Origin of the sequence: Streptomyces tuirus (genome assembly GCF_014701095.1) — a bacterium.
GTDB lineage: Bacteria > Actinomycetota > Actinomycetes > Streptomycetales > Streptomycetaceae > Streptomyces > Streptomyces tuirus.
Genome location: NZ_AP023439.1, coordinates 559,748 through 572,742, shown reverse-complemented (window position 1 = coordinate 572,742; position 12,995 = coordinate 559,748). Strand labels below are relative to the sequence as shown.

The following is a 12,995-nucleotide window of genomic DNA, read 5'->3' as shown; positions in this document are numbered from 1 at the left end:
GTGGTCCGTCACGGTGGCGCCGCTCGTCCCTGAAGCAGTCGTGCCTGATGCAGTCGTGGTCCTCGCACAGGCGGGGACACAGGAGCCGACCTGGCTCCAAGAGGCTTCGGGCCGCCGTGAGCCCAGTGGTCGCGCCCCGGGTCAGGCGTTGGGCGGCAGGTCGGTGCCCGCACCGCGGCGCCGCACCGCGACCAGGTCCGTACGGCTCGGCTCCGCGTCCCGCGCTTCGGGCACCGCTCTGGTGGTGACCGGTTCGGGAGCGGCCTGGCCGCACGGTGCGCAGCCGCGGTCGCCGTGCCCGCCGCAGTCGCCGGCCGCCTCTGCGGCCTGGCTGCGGCAAGCGCCCGCGAGAGCGTCCGCACGGTGTGCGGGCAACGTGGTGGTGCCGGTGGCCTCCACTTCGAAACCGGCGTCGGAGATCATCGCCAGGTCGTCCTTGCCGGCCTGGCCCTCGCTGGTGAGGTAGTCGCCCAGGAAGATGGAGTTGGCCAGGTGCAGGGCGAGGGGCTGCAGGGTGCGCAGGTGCACCTCGCGCCCGCCGGCCAGCCGCACCTCCACGTCCGGGCAGACGAAACGGACCATCGCCAGGATGCGCAGCGCCCGCTGCGGGGTGAGGTTCCACTCCTTGGCCAGCGGCGTGCCCTCGAAGGGGATCAGGAAGTTGACCGGCACGGAGTCCGCGTCCAGCTCGCGCAGCGAGAGGACCACGTCCACCAGGTCCTCGTCGCTCTCACCCATGCCCGCGATCAGACCGGAGCACGCCGACATGCCGGCCGCCTGGGCCTGCTGCACCGTGGAGACGCGGTCTGCGTAGGTGTGGGTGGTGGTGATTTCGCCGTACGTCGCCTCGGACGTGTTCAGGTTGTGGTTGTAGGCGTCCGCGCCCGCGTCCTTCAGCCGGGCCGCCTGGCCGTCGCTGAGCAGCCCCAGGCAGGCGCACACCTCGACGCCCTCGTTCTGCTCCTTGATGGCCGCGATGGTCCCCGACACCCGCTCCACATCGCGGTCGGTCGGTCCGCGGCCGCTGGCCACCAGGCACACCCGCTTGGCGCCGCCGGCGACTCCGGCGGCCGCCACCTTGGCGGCGTCCTCCGGCTTCAGCCAGGTGTACTTCAGGATCTCGGCCGTGGAGCCCAGCCGCTGCGAGCAGTATGAACAGTCCTCCGGGCACAGGCCCGACTTCAGGTTGACCAGATAGTTGAGCTTCACCCGGCGCCCGAACCACTGGCGGCGGACCTTCCCCGCCGCCGCCACGACATCGAGCAGTTCGTCATCGGATGTCGCCAGTACAGCGAGCGCCTCTTCGCGGGTCGGCGACTCACGTCGCAGACCCTTCTCCACCAGAGTGTTCAGCAGATCCATGACGCTGATGCTGATCGGCCGATCACGCTGCCAGCTATACGACACCCGGGACAAACGTCCGGGAGCGAGTTGTGCGTCTCGCGCACGGCGAGATACCCGTCCTGTACGGATGTGGCCCTTTACGACGAACCGGATCGGAAGGCAACCCCTCCTTCCTGCTCCGTTGGGCCGGGCCGGTCGGGGAAGGAGCTGTGCCGTCCGCCGGGCCACGGCGGACGGCGTGGCCGCGATCGGTCCGCGTGTTGCCCATGTCAGGTTCGGCGGGCTCTCGTGTACCGAGGGGTGTGAACCGCAGGCCCGACGTGGAGCCGCGTCCCGCACGGGCGGGTGGGGCCGCCTTCTCGCAGAGTGAGAAGGCGGGGCTCGGCCGCCTGGTTCGCGAGATCATGTCGCCTGCGGAACCCGTCGTATCGCAGCCCGTCTTCCGGCAGGGCCGTGTGCTCCGGCTGCAGACGGGTCCTTCGCGGGATGGTCTTGTCGTCACGGACGTCAGGACCATCCCCGGCGACACTGAGGGACTGATCATTTGTGGCGGTTGCAGGCGAGGTACGCCTGCGCCGTCGCGGCACAGGAGGACCAATGCCGGCAACGTTGGGCACACTGCTCTCGCGCCCCGATCTGGCACTGCGGCCGGTTGTGCCTGCCCGGCCGGACCGACTGGTGCGCTGGGTGCACGTCAGCGAGCTGGAGGACCCGACACCGTACCTGGAAGGCGGCGAACTGCTGCTGACGACCGGGCTGCAGCGCCGCGCGGTGGATGCGGGGTGGGACGACTACGTCGCCCGGCTGACCGGCAGCAATGTGGCCGGGCTGGGCTTCGGCATCGGACTGCACCACGACGAGATCCCGCAAGGACTCGTCGCCGCGGCCCGACGTCACGATCTGCCCCTGCTCGAAGTCCCGGCGAGGACGCCGTTCATCGCGATAAGCAAAGCTGTTGCCACCGCGGTGGCACGGGATGAGCACCAGGCGCTGACCACGGCCCTGGAGGCGCAGCGCAATCTGATCAGGGCTGCCCTGGGCGCGGGTGCGCGAGAGAGATCACCGCGCGGCTGGCGCGTGTGCTCGACTGCTGGGCACTGGTGCTGGATCATTCCTGCGTCCTGCGCAGCGCTGCGCCGGACGCTGCCCGCAAGCATGTGGCCCGGGTGAGCATGGACATCGAGCAGCTCGGCCTCGTGGACCTGCAGCGCAGCGCGGCACTGACCATAGGCGAGGACACCGTGGCGGTGTTGCCGTTGGGCGTGCAGGGGCGGGTCGGCGGCTATGTGGTCGTGGGGCGGCCGACGGCGCTCACTCCAGCGGAGCGTTCCGTGCTCACCACCGCGGTAGGCCTGTTGTCGCTGGACCTGCACAGTCAGTGGGACTTGCGGGAGGGGGAACGGCGCGCCCGGGCCGCACTCGTCCACCTCGCCGTGAGCGGTGAGGCCGATCTCGCCGTACGCCTCGCGGACACGCTCGCAGTGCCCTTTCCCGAGCCGCCGGTCCGCGTCGCTGTGCTGGGTGCGCCGCAGGAACGGCTCCCCGCGCTGCTGCAGGCCGCCGAAGACCATCAGGCTCTGCGCATGGTGTGCGCGTTGGCCGCCCGGCACGAGTCGGATCGGGTGTTGGTGCTGCTGTCCGCGGCCGTGGGGGAGACCCGGAGCCTTGAGGAGGTGCTGATGCGGGTGCCGCAGTCGCGGGGCGCGGTCAGCGACGCCACCCCGATGAGCGAGCTTCCTGAGGCGTTGCGGCGGGCCCAGGCCGTCTTCCACGCCTCGCCGGCCTCGGGCCGGCTGGTGATCGCCCAGGATCTGGTGACGGCCGGGCTGCTGCGGCACCTGGGCACACCGGACGCGCACGGCTGGGGTGCCTCGCTCCTGGAGCCTCTGGTCCGGCATGCCGGCCGCTCCAAACTCGACCTGGTGGCGACGCTACGGGTGTTCCTCTCGCACAACGGGCTGGTCGACGCGTCGGCCTCCGCACTGGGCATTCACCGGCACACCCTCCGCTACCGGCTGAACAAGATCGCCGAGCTGCTCGGGTGCGACCTGGACAACCCCACCGTACGAGCCGAGCTGTGGATCGCGTTGCTCCTGCGCGAGCACTCCTGACCTGGGCAAACACCGACTCGGCCAATCGCGTCCGGGGAGCTGTACCAACCGCGCATGGTTCGGGAGTGTGATCCGGCCGACGCTGGTGCCCCATCCCGCCAGAGAGGCCGGCGGGTGTCGGGAAGGTTGCGTACATGTACCGAGAAGCGTGCGAAACGCTTGGACGGGCCGGGACCGCAGGACTCGCTCGTAGAGGGTCGACGGCGTGCGTCTGTTCGTCCCCTCATGCCACCGGTTGCGGCGCCGCCCTTGCCGGCGGGCGGGCGGCACGACGCACGGCGCTCGCGCCGCCACCGTGCCGCCTGCCGGGGCCGGCGTGCAGCACACTCCGCGCAGCCCGGCGCGCGAGGGCTTGACCGTATGAGCACGACAGCCAGGAGACGCCAATGACAGCGCCAGCCATCATCGCGGCCACTCCCGCGGAGGCCGACCGACCGCCGGTCACCTACCGCCCGGCGGGAGACCGCCACATCCTGATCGAGTACGGCGAAGCCGAACTGGACCTGCGCCTGAACTTCTTCGTCATCGCGGTACTCGACCGCCTGCGGCAGGATCCGCCTGCCGGGCTCGTCGAAGCGGCCCCCGGTCTGCGGTCGATCCTCGTCGCCTTCGACCCCGACCAGACCACCCGCGCACACCTGCTCGACGCGCTGACCGCAGTGCACGAGCAGCAGGGGGAGATCTCGTCACTGGTGATCCCCAGCCGCCGGATCACCCTCCCGATCGCCTTCGACGACTCCTCCTCGACCGAGGCCGTCAAGCGCTACACCACCACCATCCGCAAGGACGCGCCGAACACCGCCGGCGGCAACAACATCGACTACGTCGTGGAGTACAACGGTCTGGCCGACCGCGAGGCGCTGTACGAGACCGTGCTCGCAACCGAGTGGTGGAACGCGTTCACCGGCTTCTTCCCCGGCCTGCCGTTCATGTTCCCGCTGGACACACGACGCGAGATCACCGTACCGAAGTACAACCCGACGCGGACCTGGACCGCCGAGGGTGCCGTGGGCATCGGCGGCTCCTGCGTGGCCATCTACCCGGTGGAATCACCCGGCGGCTACCAGATGTTCGGCCGGACGGTGCCCATCTTCGACATCCTCGACCGGCACCGGATCTTCGCCGACGACCCGCTGCTCATCCGGCCCGGCGACCGTGTGCAGTTCGTCCGCGTCAGCGAGGACGAACTGCTGGAGTTCCGCCGCCAGGTCTTCGAGGACCGCTACGAGTACCAGGTCGAGGACGCGCCGTTCGTCGTCGCCGACCACCTGGCCGAAACCGAGAAGAACGCCGCGGAGGCGGCGGCGCTGCGAGCCCGGCGCGACGAGGCCGCCAAGAACGTGGAGGTGCCGTAATGGCGACGACATCAGCACTCCCGGACCTGCCCACGGGCGACGAGCCGGACGGCACCGAACGGCCCGAGGCGCTCACCGTCATCGAGCCCGGTGTGCAGACCACCGTGCAGGACTACCCCGGCCGGCGCGGTCTGCAGGCGAAGGGATTCTTCCCTGCCGGGCCGGTGGACCACCTCGCGTTCCGCGTGGCGAACCTGCTGGTCGGCAACGCGCCGGGCGCCGCAGGCCTGGAGATCCCCATGGGCCGGTTCAAGGCCCGCCTGGGCTTCGCCGGGGTGATCGCCCTGACCGGCGCCGATGGCGCGAAGCCCACCCTCAACGGCGAACCGCTGCCGCTGTGGGAGGCGGTCCGGGTCGCCCCCGGTGACGTCCTCGCCTGCGGCATCGCGAAGGGCCCCGGCTTCCGGCTCTACCTGGCGGTGTCCGGCGGGATCGACGTACCCGAGGTGCTCGGTTCCCGGGCGACGTACACCATGGGCGGCCTCGGCGGGCTCGACGGCCGGGCGCTCGCCCGCGGCGACCGCCTGCACCTCGCCCCCGAAGGCGTCGGCCGCACCCGACGGCTGCGGCTGCCGCAGTCGCTGCGCCCCGGGTACGTCAACGACTGGGAGATCGAGGTCATGCGCGGGCCGCACGCCGATCCCGACTTCCTCACCCCCGACGACTGGCGCGACTTCTGCTCGCTGTCCTGGAAGGTCGACCTCAACTCCAACCGCGTCGGCACCCGGCTCAACTCCCACCGCTTCACCTGGGCGCGCAAGAACGGCGGGGCGGGCGGCGGCCACCCCTCCAACCAGCTGGACGGCAGTTACCCGCTCGGCGGCATCAACACCAACGGCGACGTCCCGGTCATCCTCGGGCCGGACGGCCCGACCTCCGGCGGCTTCACCACCATCGCGACCGTCGTGCACGCCGCCCTGTGGAAGGTCGGCCAGCTGCGGCCGGGCCGCGACACCATCCGCTTCCGCGAGGTGGACTTCGACGAGGCCACGGCGCTGAGCAAGCACATCCACTACCTCCTGGACCCCACTCACCTGGAGGAGCTGTGAGCAAAACGTCACGCATCGACGTCAACTGCGACATGGGCGAAAGCTACGGCCGCTGGACCCTGGGCGACGACCGGGGGATGATGCCGTACCTGTCGTCGGTCAACATCGCCACCGGCTACCACGCGGGCGATCCGCCCACGATCCGGCAGACCGTGGAGGCCGCCGTCGAGCACGGGCTCGGCATCGGCGCGCACGTCGCCTTCCCCGACCTGATGGGCTTCGGCCGGCGGCGCATGGTCATCCCCCCGCGCGAGCTCCAGGACTACTGCCTCTACCAGATCGGAGCGCTCCAAGCGTTCGTCACGGCCGCAGGGGGACGGCTCGCCCACGTCAAGCCGCACGGTGCGCTGTATGTGATGGCGTCCGAGGATCCCGAGATGGCACATGCCGTCGCCGCCGCGACCGCCGCCGTCGACCCCAGCCTGCCGCTGATGCTGCTGCACCGCGGCTGCGCCGACGCGGTCGCCCCGACGGGCGTGCGGCTGGTTGCGGAGGCGTTCCCCGACCTGCACTACGACCGCGACGGCAAGCTCGTGATCGAGAAGTCGAAGGTCGCCTGGGACCCGCAGACCGTGGCCGGCCGTGCCGTACGGATGGCCACCGAAGGCCGGGTCACCACGGCCGAGGGAACCGACATCGCCGTGGACGCGGCGTCGCTGTGCATCCACGGTGACGCCCCCAACGGCGTCGCCGTCGCCCGCGCCGTCCACGAGGCCCTCACCGGCGCCGGTGTGGACATCGTGCCGCTGCGCACCCTGCTCGCCGCCTGATTCCCCTCAGCACAAAGGACACACCGTTGTTCGAGACCGTCCTCGTCGCCAACCGCGGCGAGATCGCCCGCAGAATCCTGCGCACGGCCCGGAGCCTGGGCATCCGGGGCGTTGCCGTCCACTCCGACGCCGACGCCACGCTGCCCTTCGTGACGGAGGCCGACACCGCCGTGCTCCTCGGCGGGGCGTCTCCCGCCGAGTCGTACCGCAACATCGACCGCATCCTCGCCGCCGCCAAGGACACCGGCGCGCAGGCGGTGCACCCGGGATACGGATTCCTCTCCGAGAACGCCGAGTTCGCCCGCGCCGTCCAGGACGCCGGTCTGATCTGGATCGGCCCGGACCCCGAGGTCATCGATCTCATGGGCGACAAGATCAACGCCCGTAACCGTATGGCGCAGGCGGGAGTGCCCGTCGGCGCGGGCACCCCCGATCCCGTCCACGAGGTGACCGCCGCGGTCGACGCCGTGGCGCACATCGGCTACCCCGTCATGATCAAGGCCGCGGCCGGCGGTGGCGGCATGGGCATGGCGGTCGCACGGGACGAGGGAGAGCTGCGCAAGCAGTTCGAAGCGATCCGTGGATTCGCCGAGCGCACCTTCGGTGACCCCTCGATCCTGCTGGAGCGCTTCTTCTCCAACGCCCGCCACGTCGAGGTGCAGATCCTCGGTCTGGCCGACGGCAGGGTCGTCGCACTCGGCGAGCGTGACTGCTCCGTACAGCGCCGCAACCAGAAGGTCGCCGAGGAGTCACCGTCCCCGGGTGTCGACGAGGCGCTGCGCCGGCGCATGCTCGACGCCGCGGTCCGGGCCGGGGAGGCCGTCGGCTACCGGGGCGCCGGCACCGTCGAATGCCTCGTCAGCGGTGGCGACTTCGTCTTCCTGGAGATGAACACCCGCCTCCAGGTCGAGCACCCGGTCACCGAAGCAGTGTTCGGCATCGACCTCGTCGAAGAACAGTTCAGGATCGCCGCCGGGGAACCGGTGACCTTCGACCCGGAGACCCTGACGCCCCAAGGACACGCCCTCGAACTGCGTATCAACGCCGAGGACTCCAAGAGGTTCCTGCCCGGACCGGGCACCATCGCGCAGTGGCGGGAACCGGTCGGCGACGGCATCCGGGTGGACGCCGGCTACACGCAGGACAACAAGGTCACGCCGTTCTACGACTCGCTCATGGCCAAGCTCATCGTCCACGCCCCCAGCCGGGAGGAGGCGCTCGCACGGGCGCGGGAAGCCGTGCGCGACTTCGCCATCCAAGGCCCCAAGAGCAACCTCGAGTTCTTCACCGAGTTGCTCGACGACGCGGAGTTCACCTCCGGCACGTACGACACCGGGCTCATCGCCAGGATGCGCCGCCCCGCCACCCGCTGAGAAGGAGAAGCCGACATGGCCGAGAAGATCGTCGCCGAACTGGTCGCCAACGTGTGGAAGGTGCTCGTCGCCGACGGCGACACCGTCAGCGAGGGCGACACTCTGGTGATCCTCGAGTCGATGAAGATGGAGATTCCCGTGCATGCCGAAGCCTCCGGCACGGTGTCCGCGCTGAGCGTCACCGAGGGAAGCACCCTCGAAGAGGGGGACCTCATCTGCGAGATCTCGTGACCGGCTGACTGCCTGCCCCCTGCGCCGGGCCGCTACGCACCTCAGCCCCGGCTCGACGAGCCGGGCGCGCTGGTCTCGGGTGAGCTCGGCGGGCCTGGATCCGGCGGTGACGGGCCTGAGGACGGACCGGCCGCGGGCCGGGTGCGCGCCCCGGGGGGAGGGGGCGGTCGGCCGGGTGTCGGGGTCAGGCCGGGGCCGTGAGCAGGGCTCCCGGGCCGCCGACCGCAACTGACCTCCGGCATCGCCGAGACTTGCTGCTCGGGGCGCTGCTCGACGCCGACGGCGGGTGGTGCGGGCATGGGGGGCGACTGTACCCAGCCGGCCTCCGGGCGTGCGGTGCCCCGCCGCCGGAGGCCGGAGCGGGGCACGCTGCCGTCAGGAGTTCGGCGGGGTCTCGTCCGCGAAGATCTTGGTGACGATCTTCCCGTCCTTGGTCAGGTACGCGTGCAGCAGGCCCTCGCTGCTGTGCGGGGCGTCGAACGTGCCCTTCCCGTCCAGCGCGATAACCCCGCCCGAGCCGCCCAGCTTCGGCAGCCGCTCGATCAGCACCTCGTACGCCGCGGTGGCCACGTCCTTGCCGCCGAATTCCATCAGGTTGGAGATGGTCGCAGTCGCGGCGCCACGGATGAAGATCTCCCCGTCGCCGGTGGCGCTTGCCGCGACGGTGCCGTTCTTGGCGTACGTACCGGCTCCGATGATCGGAGAGTCGCCGATCCGTCCGGACATCTTGTTGGTCATGCCGCCGGTGGAGGTGGCGGCGGCCAGGTTCCGCTTCTGGTCGCGGGCGACCGCGCCGACGGTGCCTTTCGCCTGTTCGTCGGCGAGTGAGGCTTTGGCCGGACCGGAACCGTTGTCCGACCGGGAAGCGCTTCCGGCCGCCGCGCGCTTGGCGTCCATCAGGGAGTCCCAGCGGCGCTGCGTCCAGTAGTAGTCCTGCGTCACCGTGGGCAGGCCGTTGCGGGCGGCGAAGTCGTCCGCGCCCTCGCCGGCCAGCATCACGTGCCGGGACTTCTCCATGACCAGCCGCGCAGCCGAGATCGGATTGCGCACGCTGCGCACCCCGGCCACGGCCCCGGCCTTCAGGTCGGACCCGCGCATGATCGACGCGTCCAGTTCGTGTCCGGCGTCCTCGGTGAACACGGCGCCCTTGCCGGCGTTGAACAACGGGTTGTCCTCCAGCGAACGCACCGCGGCCTCCACCGCCGAGACGCTGTCCCCGCCGCGATCGAGCACCTTCTGCCCGGCCCGCACCGCGTCCGCCAGCCCGTCCCGGTAGGCCTTCTCCTGTTCGGGCGTGGTGCGGTCGCGGTGCAGCGCGCTGCCCGCGCCACCGTGCACGGCGAGCACGACGTCGTGTGCGTCGGGCCGGGCCTTGCCCTGTGGTTCGGCGGCGGCCGCGACATCCCCGGCCGGTCCCGCCCGGCCGGTCCGGTCGGGCCCGCCGTGCGGCACGGTGGTCAGCAGGGCTGTGGCCACCGCCGCCGCGACCAGGGCGGGCAGCGTCCAGGGGCGGGACGCGGACATCCGGAAACGCGAACGGGTACGCATGGTCCTCCTCGCGGGTTCGTCGACCTCGGAGTGGAGCGGAGGAACCGTACCCCGGGTGTGCCCTGAGCGCAGCAGGGCGTCGGACGGGACAGAAGTTCAACTCATCCGGAACGGGGCGGTGTTGACGGTGCGCGCTGACGTCGGGTGTCCCAGCTTTCAGCTGTTCAGAAGGTGGATTGCGGCTTTCCATGATGCGAACAGAGGATTGCAGCACCGCTGGAGAGGTAGTGAGCGTCCAGATGAAGCGCCGTGGTCGGCACTGGCGCTCGGTCCCGCTCGGTTACTCACTGGCGCGAACTGCGGTGGCCATACCGGTCACGCCCAGATGCAAGCAATGTGAGCAATGCTCAGGACCTGTGGAGCAGCTCGGGAGGGACGTACCTTCCGGGAGATTGATCGATAGGTCACCGAGCAAGACCGGTGTTCGCAGCCCCGGCCGGGAAGGCACGTCCGTGCTCAGCGTAGTGAACGACGACGGCAGCGCCGCCAACGGATCCTCCCTGATCGACAAGATCGTCCGCGAGGGCGCAAGGAGGATGCCGGCCGCGGCGCTGGAGGCCGAAGCTTCGGGCTTCGAGTTCGACGATTAGTGGCGAGACCTTCCCCGGGCTGGGCGAGGTCAGGCCGCAGCCGGCAGCGGCCTGCCGCCCCAACGGAGAGCTCGTTCGCTGCGGATACGTGCGCGTTCGCGTCGTTGGGGGTCCAGGACGTCGGGGTGGCGGGCGTTGTTGTTCCGCCGGCGCAGATAGGCGTGCGGGGCCCGGGTCTGGACGGCGTGGTTCGGATGGTTGGAGTCGGCCAGGATGAACTGCCGCAGCGGCCCGAAGCCTCGATGGGGTTGGCCCAGGACGGTCCTCGGTGTTGGCGGCCGTCCGGGGCCGGTGGGCGGGGCGACGTCACGCAGGGGCGCCGAGCGGCGGGTGCTCGAGCACGCTGGGCTTGTACTCGACCAGCTGGGTGCGGCCGTCGAAGGTGCGGTGCTCGATCATCTCGAGGGCGACGTCCGGATAGCCGTCGTAGATGCGTTCCTCGCCCGTAGCCCCGGTGATCACCGGGAACATCACGACCCGGAAGCGGTCGACGAGTCCGGCTCGCAGGAGGGACCGGCACAGGCTGAGGCTGCCGATCGTACTGAGGAGCCCCGAGCCGTTCGTCTTCATGGCGCGGACCGCCTCGACTGCGTCGTCGCGGACGAGCGTGGAGTTGGCCCACGTCAATGGGTCCTCGAGTGAAGAGGAGAACACCACCTTGGACGCTTGCGTGAGCTCGTCGACGGACGCCTCTTCCTCGGGCCTGAACTCGTCCTGCCCACTCGGGACCTGGCCCGCGGCGAAGCCCGACATCAGGCGGTAGGTGTTCGCTCCCATCAGGTAGGTGGCCTCGGGCTGCTCGCCGAGCCATGCGAGGTACTCCGGGCCCTCAAGGCCCCAGAACCCGGGCCATCCCTCTCCCGACGCGTAGCCGTCGAGGGAGGTGATGAAGTCGACGAGAAGCTCCGACATGACGGTGTCCTTTCCTAGGTGTCACGAGCTTGGACCGGCCCGGAGCCACAAACTCATCGGCCGCGCAGCGGAGCAACGAGAAACCCCATGACGCTGCAGCCGATCAGGTCAGCGGAGCGGCACTACGCGCTCCCGAACCCGAAGCCCCCCTGCCTGCCAGGGCCGGTGTGGCGGCGGGGCGTGATCGGGTCGGGGAGCCGTTCCGGGATCGACTCAGTAGCATGTCCGGCATGTTGCGTGTGAGCAGTCGGCTGCGTGTGGGAGGGGCCTTCGGGTACCTCCTGCTGGTTGCCGCGCTCACCTTCGGCGTGTTCGCCATGCACACGATGGGCCATCCCGAGCACTCGTCCGGCTCAGGCGCGGGCGGCGCATCCCATACGGTCGCCGCCACGCACCAGGACGCCATGGGCCGAGGGGCTGCCGAGACCGGGACCTCCACAGAGCCCGTTGCGATGGCGGAGCACGGCGCGGTCGCACCGACCGAACCGACCGCGGACGGGCCCTTGGCGGGCATGGACGTGCTGTCCGTATGCGTGGCGGTGCTCACCGGCTGGCTGCTGTGGCCGTTCCTGGGCGCGGCGGCTCGCCGCAAGGAGCGGCTGACGGCCCTGCTCGCCCGAGCGATGGCCGTGCTGCGCCCCCGCCCGCCACCACCCAGACCTCTCCTCGCTCAGCTGTCAGTTCTGCGGATATAGGCCGGACCCGCAGCGCGGGCTTCGCATGCCCGCGCACACCGCGTGTACCGCCACCTTCACCGCAGAACCGATCAAGCGAGGTCCGACACACATGACCGCACACACCCCTGCCCTGAATCGTCGCCTGCGTCGCCGTTTGGCGGTCGTGAGCACCGTCGCCGCGGGCGGGCTGCTGCTCGTCGCATGCGGCGGGGACGACATGGGGGGCATGGACCACGGGAGCGGCAGCTCCGCCTCCGCCTCCTCCACCCCCGCGGCCGGTGAGAACCCGGCGCCCGGCGCGTTCAACGACGCGGACGTCATGTTCGCGCAGATGATGATCCCTCACCACGAGCAGGCCCTGGAGATGTCCCAGCTCGCGGACGGCCGGGCTTCCGACACGGAGGTCAAGGCCCTGGTCGCGGACATCGAGAAGGCCCAGGACCCCGAGATCCGGACCATGAAGTCCTGGCTGAAGGCCTGGGGCAAGCCGGAGTCCGCCGAGGGAAGCATGCCGGGCATGCACCACGGGTCCGGTGACATGGACCACGGCTCCGGCATGTCCGGGATGATGTCCGAAGCGGACATGAACAAGCTCCAGGCCGCCAAGGGCACCGCGTTCGACCGGATGTTCGCGGAGATGATGATCGAGCACCACAAGGGCGCGATCACCATGGCGGAGGACGAGCAGAAGAACGGCCGCAACGCCACGGCCAAGGCGCTCGCAGCCGACGTCGTGAAGACCCAGTCCGCCGAGGTCGAGAAGTTCGAGAAGGTCCTCGACCGGATCTGAGCCACATCCATGCACTGACCGCCCCGGGCTCCAAGGCGCCCCCGAAGAGCCCGGGCGGTCATCCCCTTGCCACCATGACCGCGACCGGCCGTCGCCGTTCCGGCATGGAGAGGGTGGAGGACTGCAGGAGCCTCAAACACGGGTTCTTCTTCGAGAAGGTCGAGGACGCCCCTCGACACTTTCGGCAACCGGCTTGTGCTCAACGCCTTAATCACCCAACGTACTGGTCGACGGCCGCCGGGCCC

The 12,995-nt window shown here is 70.4% G+C and carries 13 protein-coding genes and 1 pseudogene; 10 read left to right on the top strand and 4 right to left on the bottom strand.

Features of this window, described 5'->3' with window-relative positions; genetic code table 11:
* Positions 1–141: 141 nt before the first annotated feature.
* A complete protein-coding gene (gene bioB / locus IGS69_RS02710) occupies positions 142–1,362 on the bottom strand; it encodes a biotin synthase BioB (RefSeq protein ID WP_190896587.1) in 1,221 nt (406 codons plus the stop codon).
* 579 nt (positions 1,363–1,941) lie between these two features.
* Here bioB and IGS69_RS02705 point away from each other — a divergent pair.
* The 7 genes from IGS69_RS02705 (at position 1,942) to IGS69_RS34485 (ending at position 8,233) form a co-directional block, all read left to right on the top strand.
* Positions 1,942–2,514, top strand: a complete 573-nt coding sequence (locus IGS69_RS02705) for a PucR family transcriptional regulator ligand-binding domain-containing protein (RefSeq protein ID WP_190896585.1) — start codon at positions 1,942–1,944, stop codon at positions 2,512–2,514.
* 2 nt (positions 2,515–2,516) lie between these two features.
* Positions 2,517–3,455, top strand: coding sequence for a PucR family transcriptional regulator (locus IGS69_RS02700; protein ID WP_232543740.1), 939 nt, complete (start codon positions 2,517–2,519; stop codon positions 3,453–3,455).
* 386 nt (positions 3,456–3,841) lie between these two features.
* Positions 3,842–4,810, top strand: a complete 969-nt coding sequence (locus IGS69_RS02695; RefSeq protein WP_190896581.1) for a carboxyltransferase domain-containing protein — start codon at positions 3,842–3,844, stop codon at positions 4,808–4,810.
* A complete protein-coding gene (locus tag IGS69_RS02690) occupies positions 4,810–5,859 on the top strand; it encodes a 5-oxoprolinase/urea amidolyase family protein (RefSeq protein ID WP_190896579.1) in 1,050 nt (349 codons plus the stop codon). The genes IGS69_RS02695 and IGS69_RS02690 overlap by 1 nt, the downstream gene beginning before the upstream one ends.
* Positions 5,856–6,629, top strand: a complete 774-nt coding sequence (locus tag IGS69_RS02685) for a LamB/YcsF family protein (RefSeq protein WP_190896577.1) — start codon at positions 5,856–5,858, stop codon at positions 6,627–6,629. Before IGS69_RS02690 ends, IGS69_RS02685 begins: the two co-directional genes overlap by 4 nt.
* Before the next feature lie 26 nt (positions 6,630–6,655).
* The gene (locus tag IGS69_RS02680; RefSeq protein WP_190896575.1) at positions 6,656–8,002 is read left to right on the top strand and encodes an acetyl-CoA carboxylase biotin carboxylase subunit; all 1,347 of its coding nucleotides are present in this window, start codon (positions 6,656–6,658) and stop codon (positions 8,000–8,002) included.
* A gap of 15 nt (positions 8,003–8,017) precedes the next feature.
* Positions 8,018–8,233, top strand: a complete 216-nt coding sequence (locus tag IGS69_RS34485) for a biotin/lipoyl-binding carrier protein (RefSeq protein ID WP_190896573.1) — start codon at positions 8,018–8,020, stop codon at positions 8,231–8,233.
* 375 nt (positions 8,234–8,608) lie between these two features.
* On the opposite strand, the gene IGS69_RS02670 is transcribed toward IGS69_RS34485, so the two are convergent.
* Positions 8,609–9,781 carry an isoaspartyl peptidase/L-asparaginase family protein gene (locus IGS69_RS02670; RefSeq protein WP_198427716.1) on the bottom strand — a complete coding sequence of 391 codons (1,173 nt, stop codon included), beginning with the start codon at positions 9,779–9,781 and terminating at the stop codon, positions 8,609–8,611.
* A gap of 452 nt (positions 9,782–10,233) precedes the next feature.
* Here IGS69_RS02670 and IGS69_RS02665 point away from each other — a divergent pair, with 452 nt between their 5' ends.
* Positions 10,234–10,371 carry a hypothetical protein gene (locus IGS69_RS02665; protein ID WP_190904770.1) on the top strand — a complete coding sequence of 46 codons (138 nt, stop codon included), beginning with the start codon at positions 10,234–10,236 and terminating at the stop codon, positions 10,369–10,371.
* A gap of 29 nt (positions 10,372–10,400) precedes the next feature.
* Here the strand turns inward: IGS69_RS02665 and IGS69_RS34480 are convergent.
* Positions 10,401–10,630 (bottom strand): annotated as a pseudogene (locus IGS69_RS34480) (IS630 family transposase); the annotation flags it as partial.
* 47 nt (positions 10,631–10,677) lie between these two features.
* On the bottom strand, positions 10,678–11,283 hold the full coding sequence (locus tag IGS69_RS02660; RefSeq protein ID WP_190896571.1) for a dihydrofolate reductase family protein: 606 nt from the start codon (positions 11,281–11,283) through the stop codon (positions 10,678–10,680).
* Between the two features lie 230 nt (positions 11,284–11,513).
* Here IGS69_RS02660 and IGS69_RS02655 point away from each other — a divergent pair, with 230 nt between their 5' ends.
* Complete coding sequence (locus IGS69_RS02655; protein ID WP_190896569.1) at positions 11,514–11,978, top strand: hypothetical protein; 465 nt, start codon at positions 11,514–11,516, stop codon at positions 11,976–11,978.
* Positions 11,979–12,069: 91 nt separating this feature from the next.
* Complete coding sequence (locus IGS69_RS02650) at positions 12,070–12,750, top strand: DUF305 domain-containing protein (protein ID WP_190896567.1); 681 nt, start codon at positions 12,070–12,072, stop codon at positions 12,748–12,750.
* Positions 12,751–12,995 lie beyond the last annotated feature (245 nt).

What these genes read in the sequence shown, in the direction of transcription:
- bioB (WP_190896587.1), bottom strand. Translation starts at nt 1,362, where the DNA reads ATGGATCTGCTGAACACTCTGGTGGAGAAGGGTCTGCGACGTGAGTCG.
- IGS69_RS02705 (WP_190896585.1), top strand. Translation starts at nt 1,942, where the DNA reads ATGCCGGCAACGTTGGGCACACTGCTCTCGCGCCCCGATCTGGCACTG.
- IGS69_RS02700 (WP_232543740.1), top strand. Translation starts at nt 2,517, where the DNA reads ATGGACATCGAGCAGCTCGGCCTCGTGGACCTGCAGCGCAGCGCGGCA.
- IGS69_RS02695 (WP_190896581.1), top strand. Translation starts at nt 3,842, where the DNA reads ATGACAGCGCCAGCCATCATCGCGGCCACTCCCGCGGAGGCCGACCGA.
- IGS69_RS02690 (WP_190896579.1), top strand. Translation starts at nt 4,810, where the DNA reads ATGGCGACGACATCAGCACTCCCGGACCTGCCCACGGGCGACGAGCCG.
- IGS69_RS34485 (WP_190896573.1), top strand. Translation starts at nt 8,018, where the DNA reads ATGGCCGAGAAGATCGTCGCCGAACTGGTCGCCAACGTGTGGAAGGTG.
- IGS69_RS02670 (WP_198427716.1), bottom strand. Translation starts at nt 9,781, where the DNA reads ATGCGTACCCGTTCGCGTTTCCGGATGTCCGCGTCCCGCCCCTGGACG.
- IGS69_RS02660 (WP_190896571.1), bottom strand. Translation starts at nt 11,283, where the DNA reads ATGTCGGAGCTTCTCGTCGACTTCATCACCTCCCTCGACGGCTACGCG.
- IGS69_RS02655 (WP_190896569.1), top strand. Translation starts at nt 11,514, where the DNA reads ATGTTGCGTGTGAGCAGTCGGCTGCGTGTGGGAGGGGCCTTCGGGTAC.
- IGS69_RS02650 (WP_190896567.1), top strand. Translation starts at nt 12,070, where the DNA reads ATGACCGCACACACCCCTGCCCTGAATCGTCGCCTGCGTCGCCGTTTG.